This is a genomic window from Mycobacterium hippophais (genome assembly GCF_027529605.1).
GTDB lineage: Bacteria > Actinomycetota > Actinomycetes > Mycobacteriales > Mycobacteriaceae > Mycobacterium > Mycobacterium arseniciresistens.
Genome location: NZ_JAPZPY010000017.1, coordinates 75,693 through 94,139 on the forward strand (window position 1 = coordinate 75,693; position 18,447 = coordinate 94,139).

The 18,447-nt window shown below is 71.1% G+C and carries 22 protein-coding genes; 15 read left to right on the plus strand and 7 right to left on the minus strand.

Translation table 11 applies throughout. From position 1 onward, the window contains the following. Positions 1–41: 41 nt before the first annotated feature. The 3 genes from O6P37_RS26570 to O6P37_RS26580 all read right to left on the minus strand — a co-directional run bounded on the left by O6P37_RS26570 (position 42) and on the right by O6P37_RS26580 (position 2,354). A complete protein-coding gene (locus O6P37_RS26570) occupies positions 42–929 on the minus strand; it encodes a helix-turn-helix transcriptional regulator (RefSeq protein WP_269896886.1) in 888 nt (295 codons plus the stop codon). Between the two features lie 61 nt (positions 930–990). Beyond that, positions 991–1,962, minus strand: coding sequence for a squalene cyclase (locus tag O6P37_RS26575; RefSeq protein WP_269896887.1), 972 nt, complete (start codon positions 1,960–1,962; stop codon positions 991–993). Further along, positions 1,959–2,354 (minus strand): hypothetical protein, encoded by a 396-nt coding sequence (locus O6P37_RS26580; RefSeq protein WP_269896888.1) that lies wholly within the window; start codon positions 2,352–2,354, stop codon positions 1,959–1,961. Before O6P37_RS26580 ends, O6P37_RS26575 begins: the two co-directional genes overlap by 4 nt. Before the next feature lie 100 nt (positions 2,355–2,454). Here O6P37_RS26580 and hemL point away from each other — a divergent pair, with 100 nt between their 5' ends. The 7 genes from hemL (at position 2,455) to O6P37_RS26615 (ending at position 9,688) form a co-directional block, all read left to right on the plus strand. Next, on the plus strand, positions 2,455–3,768 hold the full coding sequence (gene hemL / locus O6P37_RS26585; RefSeq protein WP_269896889.1) for a glutamate-1-semialdehyde 2,1-aminomutase: 1,314 nt from the start codon (positions 2,455–2,457) through the stop codon (positions 3,766–3,768). Further along, on the plus strand, positions 3,765–4,376 hold the full coding sequence (locus O6P37_RS26590; protein WP_269896890.1) for a histidine phosphatase family protein: 612 nt from the start codon (positions 3,765–3,767) through the stop codon (positions 4,374–4,376). The genes hemL and O6P37_RS26590 overlap by 4 nt, the downstream gene beginning before the upstream one ends. Beyond that, entirely contained in the window at positions 4,373–4,984 is a 612-nt protein-coding gene (locus O6P37_RS26595; RefSeq protein WP_269896891.1) for a TlpA disulfide reductase family protein, read from the plus strand. The genes O6P37_RS26590 and O6P37_RS26595 overlap by 4 nt, the downstream gene beginning before the upstream one ends. Beyond that, positions 4,981–5,763 (plus strand): cytochrome c biogenesis CcdA family protein, encoded by a 783-nt coding sequence (locus O6P37_RS26600; RefSeq protein WP_269896892.1) that lies wholly within the window; start codon positions 4,981–4,983, stop codon positions 5,761–5,763. Before O6P37_RS26595 ends, O6P37_RS26600 begins: the two co-directional genes overlap by 4 nt. Before the next feature lie 107 nt (positions 5,764–5,870). Then, on the plus strand, positions 5,871–7,415 hold the full coding sequence (resB, locus tag O6P37_RS26605) for a cytochrome c biogenesis protein ResB (protein WP_269896944.1): 1,545 nt from the start codon (positions 5,871–5,873) through the stop codon (positions 7,413–7,415). Then, on the plus strand, positions 7,412–8,413 hold the full coding sequence (gene ccsB / locus O6P37_RS26610; protein ID WP_269896893.1) for a c-type cytochrome biogenesis protein CcsB: 1,002 nt from the start codon (positions 7,412–7,414) through the stop codon (positions 8,411–8,413). The genes resB and ccsB overlap by 4 nt, the downstream gene beginning before the upstream one ends. Further along, entirely contained in the window at positions 8,414–9,688 is a 1,275-nt protein-coding gene (locus tag O6P37_RS26615) for a MinD/ParA family ATP-binding protein (protein WP_269896894.1), read from the plus strand. It abuts the gene before it with no gap. Positions 9,689–9,691: 3 nt separating this feature from the next. On the opposite strand, the gene O6P37_RS26620 is transcribed toward O6P37_RS26615, so the two are convergent. Beyond that, complete coding sequence (locus O6P37_RS26620) at positions 9,692–9,853, minus strand: hypothetical protein (RefSeq protein ID WP_264011497.1); 162 nt, start codon at positions 9,851–9,853, stop codon at positions 9,692–9,694. Positions 9,854–9,901: 48 nt separating this feature from the next. Between O6P37_RS26620 and O6P37_RS26625 the strand changes: the two genes are divergently transcribed. From O6P37_RS26625 to O6P37_RS26635, 3 genes are all read left to right on the plus strand, one after another. Next, positions 9,902–10,216: a DUF4229 domain-containing protein gene (locus O6P37_RS26625; RefSeq protein ID WP_264011498.1), complete on the plus strand. Its 315-nt coding sequence runs from the start codon at positions 9,902–9,904 to the stop codon at positions 10,214–10,216. Then, positions 10,213–11,262: an aminotransferase class V-fold PLP-dependent enzyme gene (locus O6P37_RS26630; protein WP_269896895.1), complete on the plus strand. Its 1,050-nt coding sequence runs from the start codon at positions 10,213–10,215 to the stop codon at positions 11,260–11,262. The genes O6P37_RS26625 and O6P37_RS26630 overlap by 4 nt, the downstream gene beginning before the upstream one ends. A 78-nt stretch (positions 11,263–11,340) precedes the next feature. Next, positions 11,341–11,727, plus strand: coding sequence for a LytR/AlgR family response regulator transcription factor (locus O6P37_RS26635; RefSeq protein WP_269896896.1), 387 nt, complete (start codon positions 11,341–11,343; stop codon positions 11,725–11,727). Here the strand turns inward: O6P37_RS26635 and O6P37_RS26640 are convergent. After that, positions 11,705–12,358 (minus strand): response regulator, encoded by a 654-nt coding sequence (locus O6P37_RS26640; RefSeq protein WP_269896897.1) that lies wholly within the window; start codon positions 12,356–12,358, stop codon positions 11,705–11,707. The two genes, O6P37_RS26635 and O6P37_RS26640, sit on opposite strands and share 23 nt — an antisense overlap. Before the next feature lie 131 nt (positions 12,359–12,489). On the opposite strand from O6P37_RS26640, the gene O6P37_RS26645 reads away from it, so the two are divergent. After that, positions 12,490–12,744 (plus strand): hypothetical protein, encoded by a 255-nt coding sequence (locus O6P37_RS26645; RefSeq protein WP_264011502.1) that lies wholly within the window; start codon positions 12,490–12,492, stop codon positions 12,742–12,744. A 7-nt stretch (positions 12,745–12,751) separates the two neighbouring features. Here O6P37_RS26645 and O6P37_RS26650 read toward each other — a convergent pair whose 3' ends face one another. Beyond that, the gene (locus O6P37_RS26650) at positions 12,752–13,624 is read right to left on the minus strand and encodes a 1,4-dihydroxy-2-naphthoate polyprenyltransferase (RefSeq protein ID WP_269896898.1); all 873 of its coding nucleotides are present in this window, start codon (positions 13,622–13,624) and stop codon (positions 12,752–12,754) included. A gap of 45 nt (positions 13,625–13,669) precedes the next feature. Here O6P37_RS26650 and O6P37_RS26655 point away from each other — a divergent pair, with 45 nt between their 5' ends. Genes O6P37_RS26655 through O6P37_RS26670 form a run of 4 tightly spaced genes read left to right on the plus strand, consistent with a single transcriptional unit; the run spans position 13,670 to position 16,925 of the window. Then, positions 13,670–14,263 carry a hypothetical protein gene (locus O6P37_RS26655; protein WP_269896899.1) on the plus strand — a complete coding sequence of 198 codons (594 nt, stop codon included), beginning with the start codon at positions 13,670–13,672 and terminating at the stop codon, positions 14,261–14,263. Between the two features lie 40 nt (positions 14,264–14,303). Then, complete coding sequence (locus O6P37_RS26660) at positions 14,304–15,080, plus strand: S-methyl-5'-thioadenosine phosphorylase (RefSeq protein ID WP_269896900.1); 777 nt, start codon at positions 14,304–14,306, stop codon at positions 15,078–15,080. After that, positions 15,077–16,108, plus strand: a complete 1,032-nt coding sequence (locus tag O6P37_RS26665) for an NAD-dependent epimerase/dehydratase family protein (RefSeq protein ID WP_269896901.1) — start codon at positions 15,077–15,079, stop codon at positions 16,106–16,108. Before O6P37_RS26660 ends, O6P37_RS26665 begins: the two co-directional genes overlap by 4 nt. A 1-nt stretch (position 16,109) precedes the next feature. After that, the gene (locus O6P37_RS26670) at positions 16,110–16,925 is read left to right on the plus strand and encodes an alpha/beta hydrolase (protein WP_269896902.1); all 816 of its coding nucleotides are present in this window, start codon (positions 16,110–16,112) and stop codon (positions 16,923–16,925) included. Here O6P37_RS26670 and O6P37_RS26675 read toward each other — a convergent pair. After that, on the minus strand, positions 16,922–18,430 hold the full coding sequence (locus tag O6P37_RS26675; RefSeq protein WP_269896903.1) for an HNH endonuclease signature motif containing protein: 1,509 nt from the start codon (positions 18,428–18,430) through the stop codon (positions 16,922–16,924). The two genes, O6P37_RS26670 and O6P37_RS26675, sit on opposite strands and share 4 nt — an antisense overlap. Positions 18,431–18,447: the final 17 nt, after the last annotated feature.

Below are 18,447 nucleotides of genomic sequence, written 5' to 3' on the forward strand. Positions count from 1 at the left end.
GTCGACGCTGCCAGCTTCGCGGGAGTGCATTCAGGGGCCGGTTATCCGGTGATCGGTGATCCCCCGTTGAGCAGTGCGGGTTCGCGACGATCGCCGCGGGAGTAGGCGTCCGGATCGGCGCCCAGTGCGGCGAGCTTGGCGTGGCTGGCCGATCCCGGGTCGGCGGTGAACACCAGCAGCGTGTGCAATTGTGCTGCGTCGTAGAGGATCTGGCACTGCACGTCCAGCACGCCCAGCTTCGGGTGCGCGATCCGCTTGCTCTGTTCCCTTGTGGTCGAGACATCGTGGCGCTTCCACAGATCGGCGAACGCGGCGCTGCGGTCCAGCAGCGTCTCGACGATCTGCGCCGCCCGCGAACCGGCGCCGTCACGGGCGTAGGCCACCCTGGCGTCGGCGACGAACCGGCGCCCGATCATCGCGTGGTCCTCGGACGGGTACACCTGCCGGGCATGCTCGTCGGTGAACCACCGGTAGACCACGCTGCGCGCCATGCCCTCGAACGCGGTCTCGTCGCCGAGCAGTGCTCGCGCGGCCGGCGTCTGCACCAACGTCTCGCCGAGCGCCGACATCACCTGCGCCGGGGTGTCCTGCAACCGGTCCAGGATGCGCATCGTGGCCGCGCTGACGTGCTCGCCGCCCAGGGTGCGCGCCGGCGCGTTGTGCCCCGCCAACCGGAACAGATGGTCCCGCTCGTCCAGCGACAACCGCAGCGCCCGCGCCAGCGATGCGAGCACCTCCGTCGACGGTTGCGGTGCGCGCCGCTGCTCCATCCGGGTGTAGTAGTCCGTCGAGATCATCGCCAGCGCGGCGACCTCCTCGCGGCGTAACCCGGTCGTCCGCCGCCTGCGCCCGGCGGCCAGGCCCAGCTCCTGCGGACTCAGCGCCGCGCGTCGGGTGCGCAGGAAATCGGCCAACTGCCCCTGATCCATCGACCCAGTCTCCCCGGGGACCGGTTCGCGATCCAGGGATCGGCAGTCCCCGGCTCGCCGCTCACGCGTCGGTGCGGTCGGCGGCCCACCACGTGAGGACCCGGGTCGCGAAGAGCGTCAACCACTTCGACGGCTCACCGGCTGCGACGTCGACTTCGAACCACACCCGTCCGGGCTGGCGACCGGCCTGCAGCCAGGTGCCGTCGGGCTGTTCGGCCGCCCGGATGCGGTCGATCGCGTCGGCCATCCGGGGATCGGGCCGCACACCGTCGTGCAGCGCCGCACCGCGGAAGTAATCGGCGGCGTTGAGCACGCTGTAGGCCCACCGGAACGGATAACGGAACCGGTCCACCCACGGCCCCACCGGTTCGCCGGTGGACAGCCGCCGGAACAGGCCACGCCGCAGCAGGTACTCCTGCCCGGCGTGCCGCGCGGTCCGCGTCGCGGCCGAACCACCGGTCGCGATCTCGTCGGCGAGCAGCCCCTTGAGCGCGTTGAGCGTCGAGTGGAACGACGATCGCGTCGACCCCTCGACCCACTCGCAGTTCCAGCCGCCGTCGGGCAGTTGATGGTCGACGAACCATTCGGCGACGCCCCGCACGTCGACACCGAGCCACGCCCCGTTGGCGAGGGTCCAGCCGTTGATGCAGCAGTCCACCTCGCCGTCCCAGTACGGCAGGTCGTCGTACTCCCAGCGGCAGTTCGCGGCGAGCAGTTCGGCCGTCCGCCGCTCACGCAGCACCGCGGGGTCGAGGCCCCACTCGCGCAGGGAGTTGAGCGTCCAGGTGGTCGCCGTCCACGGCTGACCCTCGTCGTCGGCTCGAGCTTCCGAGAAGTCGGCAGGAAAGAACGCGCCACCGGCCCATTGGCCGTCACCGTCCTGCAGCGCCAGCAGCCGCGCACCGAATCCCTCGGTGGCGATCCGCGCCCTTGTCGACTCCCACACCGGCGGCGGTTCCCCGAGCAGATCGCGTTCGACCTGCCAGCGCAGCGCCGGATCCGAGTCGAGCAGCCATGCGGTCAGGTTCGTCATGGCCGGTCCAGGTGGACCAAGGCGCCGTCGGCGCGCTCGCAGGTCATCATGTGCTGGTCAGGCAGCCGGTCCTGCCAGTCGCCGGTCGCGGTGCAGTCCCAGTCCTCGATCTCCTTGAAGGCGCCGGCCGACCGGCCACCCGGCGCGGCGTCCCACTTCTCGATCACCCGGAGCGCCTCGGGGCAGTCGATGTTCGTGGTGCCCCGCACGACGTGGATGTCCCGGCCGGTGCTCGGGCGGGACAGCGGCGCGAGGCCGCAGTCCTGCAGGGCCGCGGTGACCGTCGGCGGGGGAGCGGGCGTCGGGTCGCCGTCGGTGACGTCGGCGCCGCAGCCGGTGAGGGCGGCCGCCGCGGACAGCAGAACGGCCGCACACCATCGCGGATGTCGCATGCCGAAGATCAAACTCATTTCCATGGCCTACCTCAAGCCGCGGCCCTGACCACTACACCCTGTAGTTGACGCGCCGGAGGCGACTGGGACACTGGTGTGCATGCATGCTTCGGCCGGGACCGAGATATCGGCGAAACTGTTCGCCGATGCGTCCGCCGTCATCCCAGGCGGGGTCAACTCGCCGGTCCGGGCGTTCAACGCGGTCGGTGGCACCCCGCGGTTCATCACCTCGGCGAACGGCTACTGGCTGACCGACGCCGACGGCAACCGCTACGTCGACCTGGTGTGTTCGTGGGGGCCGATGATCCTCGGCCACGCCCATCCCGCCGTGGTCGAGGCGGTGCAGCGGGTGGTGGCCGACGGCCTGTCGTTCGGCGCCCCGACACCGTCGGAGACCCAGCTCGCCGCGGAGATCGTCGACCGGGTCGGCCCCGTCGAACGGCTGCGGATGGTCAACTCCGGCACCGAGGCCACCATGAGCGCGATCCGGTTGGCCCGCGGTTTCACCGGCCGGCCCAAGATCGTCAAGTTCTCCGGCTGCTACCACGGTCACAGCGACGCGCTGCTGGCCGACGCGGGTTCCGGGGTCGCCACGCTCGGCCTGCCGTCGTCACCGGGTGTCACCGGCGCGGCCGCCGCGGACACCATCGTGCTGCCGTACAACAACGTCGCCGCCGTCGAGGAGGTGTTCGCCCGGTTCGGTGACGAGATCGCCTGCGTCATCACCGAGGCAAGCCCCGGCAACATGGGCGCGGTGCCGCCGCTGCCCGGGTACAACGCGGCGCTGCGCCGCCTCACCGCCGAGCACGGCGCGCTGCTGGTGATGGACGAGGTGATGACGGGCTTCCGGGTCAGCCGTTCCGGTTGGTACGGCATCGATCCCGTCGACGCCGACCTGTTCACCTTCGGCAAGGTGATGAGCGGCGGGCTGCCCGCCGCGGCGTTCGGCGGCCGCGCCGAGGTGATGGAGCGGCTGGCGCCGCTGGGCCCCGTCTACCAGGCCGGCACGCTGTCGGGTAACCCGGTGGCGATGGCCGCCGGGCTGGCCACGCTGCGCGCAGCGGACGACGAGGTCTACGCCGCGCTCGACGCCAATGCCGACCGGCTGGCCGGCCTGCTCACCGGGGCGCTGACGGACGCCGGTGTCGCACACCGGGTTCAGCGTGGCGGGAACATGCTGTCGGTGTTCTTCACCGCCGAGGAGGTCGGTGACTTCGCCGCCGCGCGCGCGGCCGAGACGTGGCGCTTCCCGCCGTTCTTCCACGCCCTGCTCGACGCGGGCGTCTACCCGCCGCCGAGCGCCTTCGAGGCGTGGTTCGTCTCCGCCGCCCTCGACGACGACGCCTTCGAGCGCATCGCCGCCGCCCTGCCCGGTGCCGCCCGCGCCGCCGCCGAAGCGACGCAGCCCGCATGACCGCCGAGAAGACCATCGTGCACGTGATGCGGCACGGCGAGGTGCACAATCCCGAGGGCGTTCTCTACGGCCGCCTGCCCGACTACCACCTCTCCGAGCGCGGTCGCGCGCAGGCGCAGCGGGTGGCGGACTGGCTGGCCGACCGCGACATCGTCTACGTCGTGGCCTCCCCGCTGGAGCGCGCCCAGGAGACCGCCGGGCCGATCGCCGCGGCGCACGGCCTGTCCATCGACACCGACGACGAGCTGATCGAATCGCTGAACGTCTTCCAGGGCGAGCGGGTCTCCCCGGGTGACGGCGCCCTGCGCGATCCCCGTAACTGGTGGCACCTGCGCAACCCGCGCGTGCCGTCCTGGGGTGAGCCGTACACCGACATCGCCGCCCGGATGACCGGTGCGCTGCACCGCGCCCGCGACAAGGGTCGGGGTCACGAGTCGGTGTGCGTCAGCCACCAGCTCCCCGTCGAGACGCTGCGGCGCGCCATCACCGGAAAACCGTTGCACCACTTCCCGACCCGCCGGTTGTGCAACCTCGCGTCACTGACGTCCTTCTACTTCCACGGTGACGAGTACGTCGGCTGGGGTTACGCGGAGCTGGCCGGGCAGTGACGCGGTTGGTGGTCCTGCTGGTGAGCGCGGTGATCGCGCTCGCCGGCTGTTCCACCGGTGACGACGCCGTCGCCCAGGGCGGCACCTTCGAGTTCGTCGCGCCCGGCGGCAAGACCGACATCACCTACGACCCGCCGGACAGCCGCGGCCGCCCAGGGCCGCTGTCGGGTCCCGACCTGCTCGACCCGGACCGCACCATCTCGCTCGACGACTTCGCCGGCGACGTGGTGGTGATCAACGTGTGGGGGCAGTGGTGCGGACCGTGCCGCACCGAGATCGGTCAGCTGCAGCAGGTCTACGACGCGACCCGCGAGCGGGGCGTGGCGTTCCTCGGCATCGACGTGCGCGACAACAACCGCCAGGCCGCGGTCGACTTCGTCACCGACCGCAGGATCACGTTCCCGTCGATCTACGACCCGCCGATGCGCACGATGATCGCCTTCGGCGGGCGGTATCCGACGACGGTGATCCCGTCGACCGTGGTGCTGGACCGCCAGCACCGGGTGGCCGCCGTGTTCCTGCGCGAACTGCTGGCCGAGGACCTGATGCCGGTGGTCGAGCGGCTGGCCGCCGAGAGTCCGGCTCCGGCGCCGGGGACCCAGCCGTGACCGGCTTCGCCGAACTCGCCGCCGCCGGGCCGGTTCTGTTGGCGCTGGGCGCGTGCGTGCTGGCCGGCCTGGTGTCGTTCGCGTCGCCGTGCGTGGTGCCGCTGGTGCCGGGCTACCTGTCGTACCTGGCGGCCGTCGTCGGGGTCGACGAGCCAGCCGGTGAGGCCGGCGCGCAGGTGGCGGTGCGCACGGCGCGGCTGCGGGTGGCAGGCGCGGCGGCGCTGTTCGTCGCGGGGTTCACCGTCGTGTTCCTGCTCGGCACGGTGGCCGTGCTGGGCATGACCACCACGCTGATCACGAATCAGCTTCTGCTGCAACGCCTCGGCGGAGTGGTGACCATCCTGATGGGCCTGGTGTTCATCGGCCTGGTGCCCGCCTTGCAGCGCCAGGTGCGATTCACCCCGCGGCAGCTGTCGACCGTCGCCGGCGCGCCGCTGCTCGGCGCGGTGTTCGCCCTCGGCTGGACGCCGTGCCTGGGTCCGACGCTGACCGGGGTGATCACCGTCGCCTCGGCGACCGACGGCGCCAACGTGGCCCGCGGCGTGGTGCTCGTGCTGGCCTACTGCCTCGGGCTGGGAATCCCGTTCGTGCTGTTGGCCTTCGGCTCGGCGCGGGCGGTGTCCGGCCTCGGCTGGCTGCGCAGGCACACCCGCACCATCCAGGTGTTCGGCGGCATCCTGCTGGTGATCGTCGGCGCCGCGCTGGTGACCGGACTGTGGAACGACTTCGTCTCCTGGGTGCGCGACGCGTTCGTCAGTGACGTCAGGCTGCCGATATGACCGCCGTCTCCCCGCGAGCAGACACAGAATCGCGCAAACCACGGCGGTTCAGTGCGATTTCGCGTCTGCTCGCGCTGATCCGCAACACCTGGCGGACGCTGACGTCGATGGGCACCGCGCTGGTGCTGCTGTTCCTGCTGGCGCTGGCCGCGATCCCCGGGGCGCTGCTGCCGCAGCGCAGCCTCAACGAGTCGAAGGTCGCCGAGTACATCGCCGCGCGCCCCACGCTGGGCCCGCTGCTGGACCGGCTGCAGGCGTTCGACGTGTTCTCGAGCTTCTGGTTCACCGCGATCTACGCCCTGCTCTTCATCTCCCTCGTCGGCTGCCTGACACCGCGGCTGTTCGAGCACATCCGCAGCCTGCGGGCGGTGCCGGTGCCTGCGCCGCGCAACCTGGGCCGGCTGCCCAAACACCACACCGGCGAGGTGGCGGGCGATCCGCAGGCGGTGGCCGCGGCCGTCTCGGAGCGGCTGCGCGGCTGGCGGCAGGTGACCCGCACCGAGGGCGGCACGACCGAGATATCGGCGGAGAAGGGGTATCTGCGCGAGTTCGGCAACATCGTCTTCCACTTCTCGCTGCTCGGGCTGCTGGTGGCGATCGCCGCGGGCAAGCTGTTCGGCTACGAGGGCAACGTGATCGTGATCGCCGACGGCGGCCCCGGCTTCTGTTCTGCCTCACCCGCGGCGTTCGACTCGTTCCGGGCGGGCAATACCGTCGACGGCACCTCGCTGTATCCGATCTGCCTGCGGGTCAACGAGTTCGACGCGGAGTACCTGCCCACCGGCCAGGCCACCTCGTTCGCCGCGGACATCGAGTACCAGGCCGGGCAGGACCTCGCCGACGACGTCTGGCAGCCCTACCGGTTGCGGGTCAACCACCCGCTTCGCGTCGGCGGTGACCGGGTGTACCTGCAGGGCCACGGCTACGCGCCGACGTTCACCGTCACGTTCCCCGACGGCCAGAGCCGCACCCAGACCGTGCAGTGGCGGCCCGACGACCAGACCACCTTCCTGTCCTCGGGGGTGATGCGCTTCGACCCGCCCGCGGGCACCTACCCCGACCCCGACCGGCGCCGCGAGCAGCAGATCGCGATCCAGGGCCTGTTCGCCCCCACCCAGCAGCTCGACGGCACGCTGCTGTCGTCGAGCTTCCCCGCGCTCAACGATCCCGGCGTGGCGATCGACGTCTACCGCGGCGACACCGGCCTTGACACCGGCAGGCCGCAGAACCTGTTCACCCTCGACGAGCGGCTCATCGGTCAGGGGCGGCTGAGCAGGGTGGCGCGGGTCAACCTGAGCGCCGGCGCCGAGACCCGCCTCGACGACGGCACCGTCGTCCGCTTCGACGGCGCGGTGCCCTTCGTCAACGTGCAGGTCTCGCACGACCCTGCGCAGGTGTGGGTGCTGGTGTTCGCGATGACGATGATGGCCGGGTTGCTGGTGTCGCTGGTCGTGCGCCGCAGGCGGATCTGGGTTCGGATCGAACCCGCTGCGCCGGGTACGGTGAGCGTCGAGCTGGGCGGGCTGGCCCGCACCGACAACTCCGGCTGGGGCGAGGAGTTCGAGCGGTTGGTGTCGCGGCTGCTGGCCGCCCACGCGAGTGACGAGGCGCGTGCCGATGCGGGCACGCGCTCAGGAGAGAAGGTCACATGAACGGGCAGATCGACATCGGGCTGGCGCGGTACTCCGATTGGGCGTTCACGTCCGCGGTGGTGGTGCTGGTGGTCGGGCTGTTGCTGCTCGCCGTCGAACTCGCCTACAGCCGCAGCCGCAAGGTCGAGCAGCGCGAACTGGTCGGAGCCGCCCCGGCGGCGACATCCAACCGGCGGGCCGCCGTCGGGGCCGACAGCGCCACGCCCGGCGTCGTCGCCGATGTGCCGAGGCGCCCGGCCGACGAACGCATCGGCGCGGCAGGCCTGTCGCTGACCTATGTCGGCATCGCGCTGCTGCTGGCGTGCATCGTGCTGCGCGGGCTGTCCACCTCGCGGGTGCCGTGGGGCAACATGTACGAGTTCATCAACCTCACCTGCCTGTGCGGGCTGGTGGCCGCCGCGGTGGTGCTGCGCAAGCCGCAGTACCGCGCGCTGTGGGTGTTCGTGCTCGTGCCCGTGCTGATCCTGCTGACGGTGTCGGGTCGGTGGCTGTACTCGCACGCCGCGCCGGTGATGCCCGCCCTGCAGTCCTACTGGCTGCCCATCCACGTCTCGGTGGTGAGCCTGGGATCCGGGGTGTTCCTGGTCGCCGGTGTGGCCAGCATCCTGTTCCTGGTCAAGATGTCGCGGCTGGGCACGCCCGGCACCGACGGGACGTGGGCACGCATCGTCGACCGGCTGCCCGACGCGCAGACCCTCGACCGGATCGCCTACCGCACCACCATCTTCGCGTTCCCGGTGTTCGGCTTCGGAGTCATCTTCGGGGCGATCTGGGCCGAGGAGGCGTGGGGCAGGTACTGGGGCTGGGACCCCAAGGAGACCGTGTCGTTCATCGCCTGGGTGATCTACGCTGCGTACCTGCACGCCCGCTCGACCGCGGGCTGGCGCGACCGCAAGGCCGCCTGGATCAACGTCGCCGGCTTCGTGGCGATGGTGTTCAACCTGTTCTTCATCAACCTCGTCACCGTCGGACTGCACTCCTACGCCGGGGTGGGCTGAGTGGCTGACCAACCGGCCGGTTTTCGCGCACAGCGTCGGTTCAGCGATCCGGCGGCCGGAGGTGCGTACACCGAGACGCCGCCGGAGTGGACGGCGCCGACGCCGCCGAACGGCCTGCCCGTCGCCGAGATCCAGGCGGCCGCCACCGAGGCGCCCCAGGCCCCCGCTCCTCCGGCGCCGGTGTTCCCGCCGGCGGCGCCACCGCCAGCCGCCGCGCCGCCGCTACCCGCTCCGCCGCCACCGCCCGCACCGCCCGTGGTCGTTCCGCCGCCACTGCCGCCGGTGCCCGTCGCCGCGCCCCTTCCGCCGCTGCCCGCCGACGCGCCGCAGCCCCAACCGCACGTGGACCTCACGGCCGTCGCGCTGCTCGGCCGGCCGAAACCGGCGCCGTCGCACGGCTGGCGCAAGTGGCTCTACCTGGCGTCGTTCAAACTGATCAACCTGGGCGAGGGCCCGAAAGCCACCCACCGTGACAGCCTGCTCGCACAGGTCAGGCAGCCGCTGCACGGGTGCTACCGCATCGCCCTGCTGTCGCTCAAGGGCGGCGTCGGCAAGACGACCATCACGGCCACCCTCGGCGCGACGTTCGCCTCCATCCGCGGGGACCGGGTGGTGGCGGTCGACGCCAACCCCGACCGCGGCACGCTGAGCGAGAAGGTGCCGCTGGAGACCCCGGCCACCGTGCGCCATCTGCTGCGCGACGCCGAGGGCATCGAGCGCTACAGCGACGTGCGCGCCTACACCTCGCAGGGCCCGAGCCGGCTGGAGGTGCTGGCGTCCGAGAGCGACCCGGCCGTGTCGGAGGCGTTCAGTTCCGACGACTACTCCCGCACGCTGGAGGTGCTCGAGCGGTTCTACAGCCTGGTGCTCACCGACTGCGGCACCGGCCTGATGCATTCGGCGATGTCGGCCGTGCTGTCGAAGGCCGACGTGCTGGTCGTCATCAGTTCGGGTTCGGTCGACGGCGCCCGGAGCGCGTCGGCGACCCTGGACTGGCTCGACGCCCACGGCCACGAGGACCTGGTGAAGAACTCGATCGCCGTCGTCAACGCGGTGCGCCCGCGCTCGGGCAAGGTGGACATGCAGAAGGTGGTCGACCACTTCGGACGGCGCTGCCGCGCGGTGCGGCTGGTGCCGTTCGACCCGCATCTGGAAGAGGGCGCGGAGATCAGCCTTGACCGGCTCAAGCCCGCGACGCGGGAGGCACTGATCGAGCTTGCGGCGGTGGTGGCCGACGGGTTCCCCGGCGCATCGCGCACCGGCAACCCGGCCTGACCGCTACGGACGGGGGTTGTCGCCGTCGCGGAGCCGCCGCAGGAAATCCGGATCGTCGTCCGGCCCGATCACACGCGGACGGGGCCGGCTGGCGTTCGCCCGGGTGAGCCGCCAGCCGACGTAGACCAGGCCTGCCAGGACGAGCAACAGGATGAGATACGCCACCAAAACCTCCTGCTACCGAATATACGCGCCGTCGGTAGGCTCGTGACCGTGTCAGATGACCGGCCCACAGCACGCCTCATGGTCGACGTGGCGCTCTACACGGTGGCGCGCCTGGTCTTGGTGGCGGCGCTCGCCGCGGCCATCTTCCTCACCGGCCGGCTGCTGGGAATCGAGCAGTTCCCGATCGTGGTGGCGATCCTCTTCGCGATCGTGATCGCTCTGCCGCTGGGCATCTGGTTGTTGGCGCCGCTGCGCAGGCGTGCCACCGCGAGCATCGCGGTGGTCGACGAACGCCGCCGCCGCGACCGCGAGCAGTTGCAGTCCCGGCTGCGGGGTGACGACGACACCGCCGCTCCGTCGTGACCCACCGCGAGGCGTTCGGAGCTGAATTCCTCGGCGCCGAAGGGTTTCTCAACTCTCCGACCTACGGGTTGCCGCCTCGGTTCCTGGCCGACGCGCTCGACTCCTGCCTGCGGCAGTGGCAGACCGGGACGATGGAACCGGTCACCTTCGACGAACCGGTGACCGCCGGGCGGGCCGCATACGCGGCCCTGACCGGGGTGCCGGCCGAATCGGTGGCCATGGCCGGGTCGGCGTCCGCGGCACTGGGACTGGTCGCCGCCGCGATCCCCGACGGCGCCGCCGTCGCCACGCTGGCCGGTGAGTTCACCAGCACCACATTCCCGTTCGCCGCCCAGGCCGGGCGAGGCGTCACCGTCACCGAATTGTCACAACCCGACCTGCTGGCCCGCGCCGCCGAATTCGACGTGGTGACCGTCAGCCTCGTGCAGTCCGCAGACGGCGCCGTGCTCGACGCCGACGCACTGCGGTCGTCGGTCGCCGGCGCCGCGACGCTCACCGTCGTCGACGTCACCCAGGCGGCCGGCTGGAAGCGTCTGGACCTCGGCTGGGCCGACGTCACCGTCGCCGCGGTGTACAAGTGGCTGCTGGCGCCGCGCGGGACGGCGTGGATGTCGTTGAGCGACAGGATCGCTGGGATCATGACGCCGCACGCCGCGAACTGGTACGCCGGTACGCAGCCGTGGCAGTCGATCTACGGGTTGCCGCTCCGGCTGGCCGACGACGCGCGGCGCTTCGACACCTCGCCCGCATGGTTCGGGGTCCTCGGGTCGGGGCTCACACTGCCGTGGCTGGCCTCCCTCGACCCGGTCGCCGTCGAGGCGCACACCGTCGGTCTGGCCACCAAGCTGCGCACCGAACTCGGTCTGCCGGCGTCGGACTCGGCGATCGTGTCCATCCCGGTGTCCGGCCCGGCGACGTCGGCCACCGACCGGCTTCGCCACGCGGGCATCCGGGCGTCGGTGCGCGCGGGCGCGGTGCGGGTCGGTTTCCACCTCTACAACACCGACGACGATCTCGATCGGCTGCTCGACGCGCTGGGTGTTTGACCTTTCCGGCTAGCGGTAATGCCCCTGCAGGCGCGCTCTGCGACGCTGACGTCATGAGGAGTTCGAGGGGGGTGTGCGGTGCGCTGCCTGATCGTCGATGACAGCGCTGACTTCCGCGCTGCCGCCCGTTCGATGCTCGAGCGCGGCGGGATCACCGTCGTCGCGTCGGCCGCCGACGGCGACGAGGCACAGCGGCTGTGCGGCGAGTTGCGGCCCGACCTCGCCCTTGTCGACATCGACCTCGGCGGCGAGAGCGGCTTCGACGTCGCCGAGCGGCTGTGCGGCGCCGATGCCGGACACCGCCCGGCGGTGATCCTGATCTCCACGTTCGCCGAGCAGGACCTCGCGGAACTGATCGCCGCCAGCCCGGTGGCCGGGTTCGTGTCGAAGATGGCGTTGTCGGCCGACGCGATCCGCGATGTGCTGGCCGGGGTGGTCGGCCTCAGCGGGCCTCAAGGTAGGTGATCACCGCACGGACGCGGCGGTGATCTTCGGGGGTCTCCTGCAGGTTCAGCTTCGTCAGGATGGCGCGGACGTGCTTCTCGACGGTGCCCTCGGTGACCCACAGCTGCCCCGCGATGCCGGAGTTGGAGCGGCCCTCGGCCATCAGCACCAGCACCTCCCGCTCGCGGGCGCTCAGGGCGGCCAGTGGATCGTCGCGCCTGCGCGCGGAGACGAGTTCCTGCACCAGAGCCGGATCCACCACCGACGCGCCCCTGGCCACCCGCTGCAGGGTGTCGACGAAGTCGTCGACGTCGGTGATCCGGGTCTTCAACAGGTATCCGATCGCGTGGCCGCCGGCGAGCAGTTCGGTGGCGTGCTCCACCTCGACGTGTGCGGACAGTACCAGGATGCCGATGTCGGGCCACTCCTCGCGGATCACCCGCGCGGCGTCGAGACCCTCGGTGGTGTGGGTGGGTGGCATCCGGATGTCGACCACGACGAGCGCCGGGCGGGACTCCCGCACCATCGTGAGCAGTTCACCGGCGTCCCCGGCGCGGCCCACGACGTCGAATCCCGACCGGTCGAGCAGGCTGGCCAGTCCCTCGCGCAGCAGCACGTCGTCGTCGGCCACCACCACCCGCAGCGACTCCATCGCAGTCCTCTCCCGGGCGCACCGGAACGCACCCGATGCATCATCTTGCCCCGCGCACCGGTTTCCGGCCGCCGTCGACCGGGCACCCGTAGGAACGCCGATCGACAACGCCCGACGAAGGAGTATCAGCGATGGCAGTCTGCGATACCTGCGGAAACGACTACGACAAGGCGTTCCAGGTCAGCTGGCCCGACGGCCGGACCGCGACGTTCGACAGCATCGAGTGCGCCGCGGTGCAGGTGGCGCCCGAGTGCGCGCACTGCGGGTGCCGCATCCTGGGCCACGGTGTGGAGGCCGACGAGGGCATCTTCTGCTGTGCCCACTGCGCCCGCAAGGCGAGCAACGCCGACATCAACGACCGGTACCCGGTGCCCGCGGGCGGCTGAGCCGCGGCTACGGCGCGAAGGCCAGCGCGGCGGCCACCGTCACCGCCCACACCAGCATGGTCAGCCCGGTGTCGCGCAGCACGGAGATCAGTTCTCTGCCGTGCTGGCCGCCGCGCACCGGCCGCGCGGCGCGCAGTGCGAGCGGCGCCGCCAGCAGGCCGACGGCGCACCACGGCGTCGCGGCGATCAGCGCCAGCGGGATCAGCAATGCGACCGCGACGAGCACCTGGTACAGCACGCGGGTGCGCGCATCGCCCAGTCGCACCGCGAGTGTGATCTTGCCGGACTCGGAGTCGGTCGGGATGTCGCGCAGGTTGTTGGCGACCAGCACCGCCGACGACAGCGACCCCATCGCCACGGCGAGTGCGACACCGACCCAGTCGATGCGCAGCGCCTGGGTGTACTGCGTGCCGAGCACCGCGACCAGTCCGAAGAACACGAACACCGCGACCTCGCCGAGGCCGAGGTAGCCGTACGGCTTGCGCCCACCGGTGTAGAGCCATGCCCCGGCGATGCACACCGCGCCGACCGCGATCAGCCACCAGGCGCTCACCACGGCGAGCGCCAGACCGGCGGCCGCGCCGATGGCGAGGCTCACCACCGCGGCGGCCAGCACCGCTCGCGGCGATGCCAGCTTCGCACCGACCAGCCGTAGCGGCCCGGCCCGCGCGTCGTCGGTGCCGCGGATGCCGTCGGAGTAGTCGTTGGCGTAGTTGACGCCGATGATCAGCGCCACCGCGACCAGCAGTGCCAGCAGCGCCTTCCACCACACCGCGGCGTCCAGCCAGGCGGCCGCGCCGGTGCCGGCGATCACCGGTGAGATCGCGTTGGGCAGGGTGCGCGGACGGGCGCCCTCGATCCACTGCGCGATGCTGGCCACGCCGGTCAGTGTTTCACGCGACGCGCGACGGGCTATGGAGCGGTGGTGAGCATCGGCGGCACCGCAGCGACAGTCATCGGCAACACCGTTTCGGCCGTCGCCGGTGGATACGGCGGGCTGTTCGACGCCGACGCCCCCGTCCATCAGGCGCAGCTGAGCTTCGACGACGACGCGAAGCTGCCGGGCGGCACCGAACTGCTGCGGCCCGGCCTGCGCGCCGACGCGCTGGTGCGGATCGCGCCCCAGAGCGACGACGAGGCGATCCGCACCATCTGCATCAAGCTGCCCGACGTCTACGGTCCCGGTCGCGATCAGGACTTCCTGCTCGCATCGTCGATGGACGGCGTCCCGTTCCACCACGCCACGGTGCCGGCCGCCCGCCCCGGGGACCGGCTGTACTCGTCGCTGTGGCTCTACCTCGCGGGCCTGTCCCCGGTGCTGTTCGGCGCCCGGATGGACGGCGAGGCGCCGGGACAGCTGACGTTCCTGATGTGCGGTGTGCTGAGCCGGTTCCGGCGGGTCGGCACGCTGACCGTCAACTCCGGCGCGACCGCCGACGACGCGGACGCCGGCTTCGTGGCCCGCAACAGTGGCGGTGGCATCCGCCCGCTTCCTCCGGTCCTCGCCTACCGGGGTTAGCGCCCATGGGGGCGGCGCGGACATGACGGACAATGGGCGAATGCTCGGAGTGATCGGTGGCAGCGGCTTCTACTCGTTCTTCGGCGCCGATGCGCGCAGCATCAGCCTCGACACCCCCTACGGCGAACCGAGCGCGCCGATCACGGTCGGCACGGTCGGCGAACACGAGGTCGCATTCCTGCCGCGGCACGGCGTGAATCACGAGTTCTCGCCGCACACCGTGCCGTACCGGGCCAACATGTGGGCGCTGCGGGCGCTGGGCGTGCGACGCATCTTCGGTCCCTGCGCGGTCGGCAGCCTGACACCCGAACTGGGCCCCGGCGCGATGGTGGTGCCCGACCAGCTCGTCGACCGCACCAGCGGACGCGCCGACACCTACTTCGACTCCGGCGGCATCCACGTCGAGTTCGCCGACCCGTACTGCCCGGAGCTGCGTGCGGCCGCCAAGGATCTGCCCGGCGTCGTCGACGGCGGCACCATGGTGGTGGTGCAGGGGCCGCGGTTCTCCACCAGGGCCGAGAGCCGGTGGTTCGCCGGTCAGGGCTTCACGCTGGTCAACATGACCGGCTACCCCGAGGCAGTGCTGGCGCGTGAACTCGAGATGTGTTACGCGGCAATCGCTCTGGTGACCGATCTGGATGCAGGCATCGAGACCGGCGCAGGCGTCAAGGCCGTCGACGTGTTCGCGGAGTTCGAGCGGAACCTGGTGCCGTTCAAGAAGCTCGTGCACGAGGCGATCGATCAGGTCACCGCGGAGCGCACCTGCACCCACTGCCTGCCGCACGAAGGTGTCACCCTGCCGATCGAACTGCCGTGAGGGTGTTGCTGACCGGCGCCGCCGGCTTCATCGGCACCCGGGTGGCCACCATGCTGCGCGACGCCGGCCACGACGTGATCGCCGTCGACGTCATGCTCCCGGCCGCCCACGGCCCCGGTGCCCGGCCGCCGGGCGACTGCCGGGTGCTCGACATCCGTGACTCCGCCGCGCTGGCCCCGCTGCTGCGCGGGGTGGACGTGGTGTGTCATCAGGCCGCCGTCGTCGGCGCCGGGGTGAACGCCGCGGACGCACCCTCCTACGGCAGCCACAACGACTACGGCACCACCGTGCTGCTGGCCGAGATGTTCGCCGCGGACTGCCCTCGGCTGGTGCTGGCGTCGTCGATGGTGGTCTACGGGCAGGGCCGCTTCGACTGTCCGGAACACGGACCGGTCGACCCGGTGCCGCGCAGTCGCGCCGACCTCGACGCCGGGGTGTTCGAGCACCGCTGCCCGGTGGGCGGCGAGGAGTTGCAGTGGCGCCTGGTCGGGGAGGACGCGCCGCTGCGGCCGCGCAGCCTCTACGCCGCCAGCAAGACCGCGCAGGAGCACTACGCGTTGGCGTGGGCGGAATCGACCGGCGGCGCGGTGGTGGCGCTGCGCTACCACAACGTCTACGGCCCGCACATGCCGCGCGACACACCGTATTCGGGGGTGGCGGCGATCTTCCGGTCCGGACTCGAATCGGGCGACGTGCCACGCGTTTTCGAGGACGGCGGGCAGATGCGTGACTTCATCCACGTCGACGACATCGCCGCCGCCAACCTCGCCGCCGTCGAGGGCGCAGATCCGGGCTTCGCGGCGTTCAACGTCTGCTCGGGCAGGCCGATCTCGATCCGCGAGGTGGCCGCGGAACTGTGCGAGGCCCGCGGCGCGCCGCCGCCGGTGGTCACCGGGCAGTACCGCAGCGGCGACGTCCGGCACATCGTCGCCGATCCGGCCAGGGCCGCCGAGAGGCTGGGCTTCCGGGCCGCGGTCGACCCGCGCGACGGGTTGCGCGAGTTCGCGTTCGCCCCGCTGCGGGATTGAGATGCGCTGGGTGCTGGTCGTCACCCTGGTGGTGTCGGGGCTCGCGGCGCTCGCCTGGTCGCAGCAGCGCCGGCTGATCTACTTCCCGGCGCCGGGTCCGGTGCCGTCTGCCGCGCTGTTGATGCCCGACGGCCGCGATGTCGAGTTGGCCACGGCCGACGGAAAGACGCTGGGCGCCTGGTACTTTCCCGGCCGCGTCGCCGGGCGCGCGGTGCTGGTGTGCAACGGCAACGGCGGTGACCGGTCCGGTCGCGCCGCCCTCGCGCTCGCGCTGCACCGGATGGGTGTCGCGGTGCTGCTGTTCGACTACCGCGGCTACGGCGGCAACCCGGGACGGCCGACGGAGGACGGCCTGGCCGCCGACGCCCGGGCCGCGATCGACTGGCTGGCGGACCGGCCGGAGGTCGACCCGTCGCGCATCGCCTACTACGGCGAATCCCTGGGCGCTGCAGTCGCTCTCGGTCTCGCCGTCGACCGCCCGCCGGCGGCGCTGATCCTGCGGTCGCCGTTCACGTCGCTGGCCGACGCCGGCGGGGTGCACTACCCGTGGCTCCCGGTGCGGCGGTTGCTGATCGACGCCTACCCGTCGATCGACCGGATCGGCTCGTTGCGGGCGCCGCTGCTGGTGCTCGCCGGTGACCGCGACGACGTCGTGCCCGAGACGATGAGCCGACGGCTGTTCGACGCCGCGCCGGAGCCCAAGCGCTACGTCACCGTGCCCGGTGCCGGACACAACGACCCGCCGCTGCTCGACGGCGCGGTGATGACGGTCGCGATCGAGCAGTTCCTGGCCTCGACGCCGGTGCTCGAGCGCTAAGCGGGTTCGGCATCGTCGTCGCGTTCGGTGAGATAGCGCTGTGGATGGTGGTAGTTGTTGATACGGGTTTGTCCGGTGTCGAGTGCTGCGGGCGGGATCCATTCGGTGCGGCCGGCCTTGCGGCAGGTGGTCCATTGGGTCTGTTCGATGAGGTTGTTGTCGGGTGGGCAGGCCAGCGTCATGTCGGTGGTGTTCGTCAGTCCGCCGCGTTTCCAATCCTGTTCGGCGTGGTGGACCTGGCAGTCGAAGGCGTTGCGGGTGCATCCAGGGCGGGTGCAGCCAATGTCGCGGGCGAACAGCGCCAACCGTTGCGCGGTGGTGGCGCAGCGCCTGGCGCGACCGAGGTGCAGCACCTCTCCGGTGTGGTCGTCGAACACCGCCAGGTAGTGCCGTGATTGGCCGGCCAGCCGAATGAGGTCTCGGATCGGCAGTCTGGTGCCGCCGGCGGTGTCTGCGTATCCGGCCCCGGATTCGAGGTCTTTGACGGTGGTGGTGGCCACGATGGTGGCCGGTAACCCGTTGACCTGACCCCCGGCTGCCACGGCGTGCCGCATCGCGGATTTGAGCGCATCGTGGTGGCGTTGTTCCCGCGTGCGGGGATCGGGGCGGCCGGTGATGTCGCGTTCGATGACCTCGGCCGCACCCGGGTCCTCGGGCAGGTTCTGCCCCGGGGCGCCGTCTCTGACCAGCACGACGTCGAGCAGGGCGGCGGTTTCTGGGTCGAGTTCGCCGCGGACCGGGGTCATCCCGTCACTGCGTTGCTTGCCCATCCTGAAGCTGCGTTTGGCCTGTTGCCCATCGTGGTCGGGTTCGGCGCCGTCGGGATCGATGACCTCGACCAGATGATCGGCCAGTTTTTGCAGATCCTCCGGGCACATGCCCTGCGCCCACCGCGCGAGGTCGCGCTCAGCGTCGGCGCGGGCCGCCTGATCGACCCATGGCGCAAGCTTGGTGAAGAATTTGCGAATCACCTCGATGTGCGCAGGATCGATCAGCCCTTTCGTCAAGGCGGCCGACGTGTTGTCCCATTCCGCAGGTAGTTCTTCACCGGTGAACGTCCATCGGGGTCCGAGCATGCCGGCAGCGTCGAGGCGTCTCTTCGCATCGGCGGTGTCGAGGTGCAACCGTTGGGCCAGCACGTCTTTCAGGCTGGTATTGCCATACGCGTCGGGCTCGAAGCGTTCCCGCAGATGAGCCAGGACCGTGTGATCGAAGGCCATGTCGTGTCGATGGGTGTACTGCCGACGCTCGTACACCGCCAGCAACTCCGTAGCGCTCAAGGCGTCGAGAGGCAGGGCGGCCAGGTTGGCACGCGCGGCATCCCACGCCTCCAGCGCCTGCTCCCATTCCATACTTCGAACACTAGTGCGACGGTCTGACACATTTGGCCGTGATGTGACGTCAGAAACGAAAGTGGCACAAGTGATTCGGGGCTCATGCCGGCTGCCGGAGAAATCGCCGAACGTGCGCCCACTGCGAGAATCCGGCCCGAAAATCGCAACCACCGCACGTTCGGCGCAAC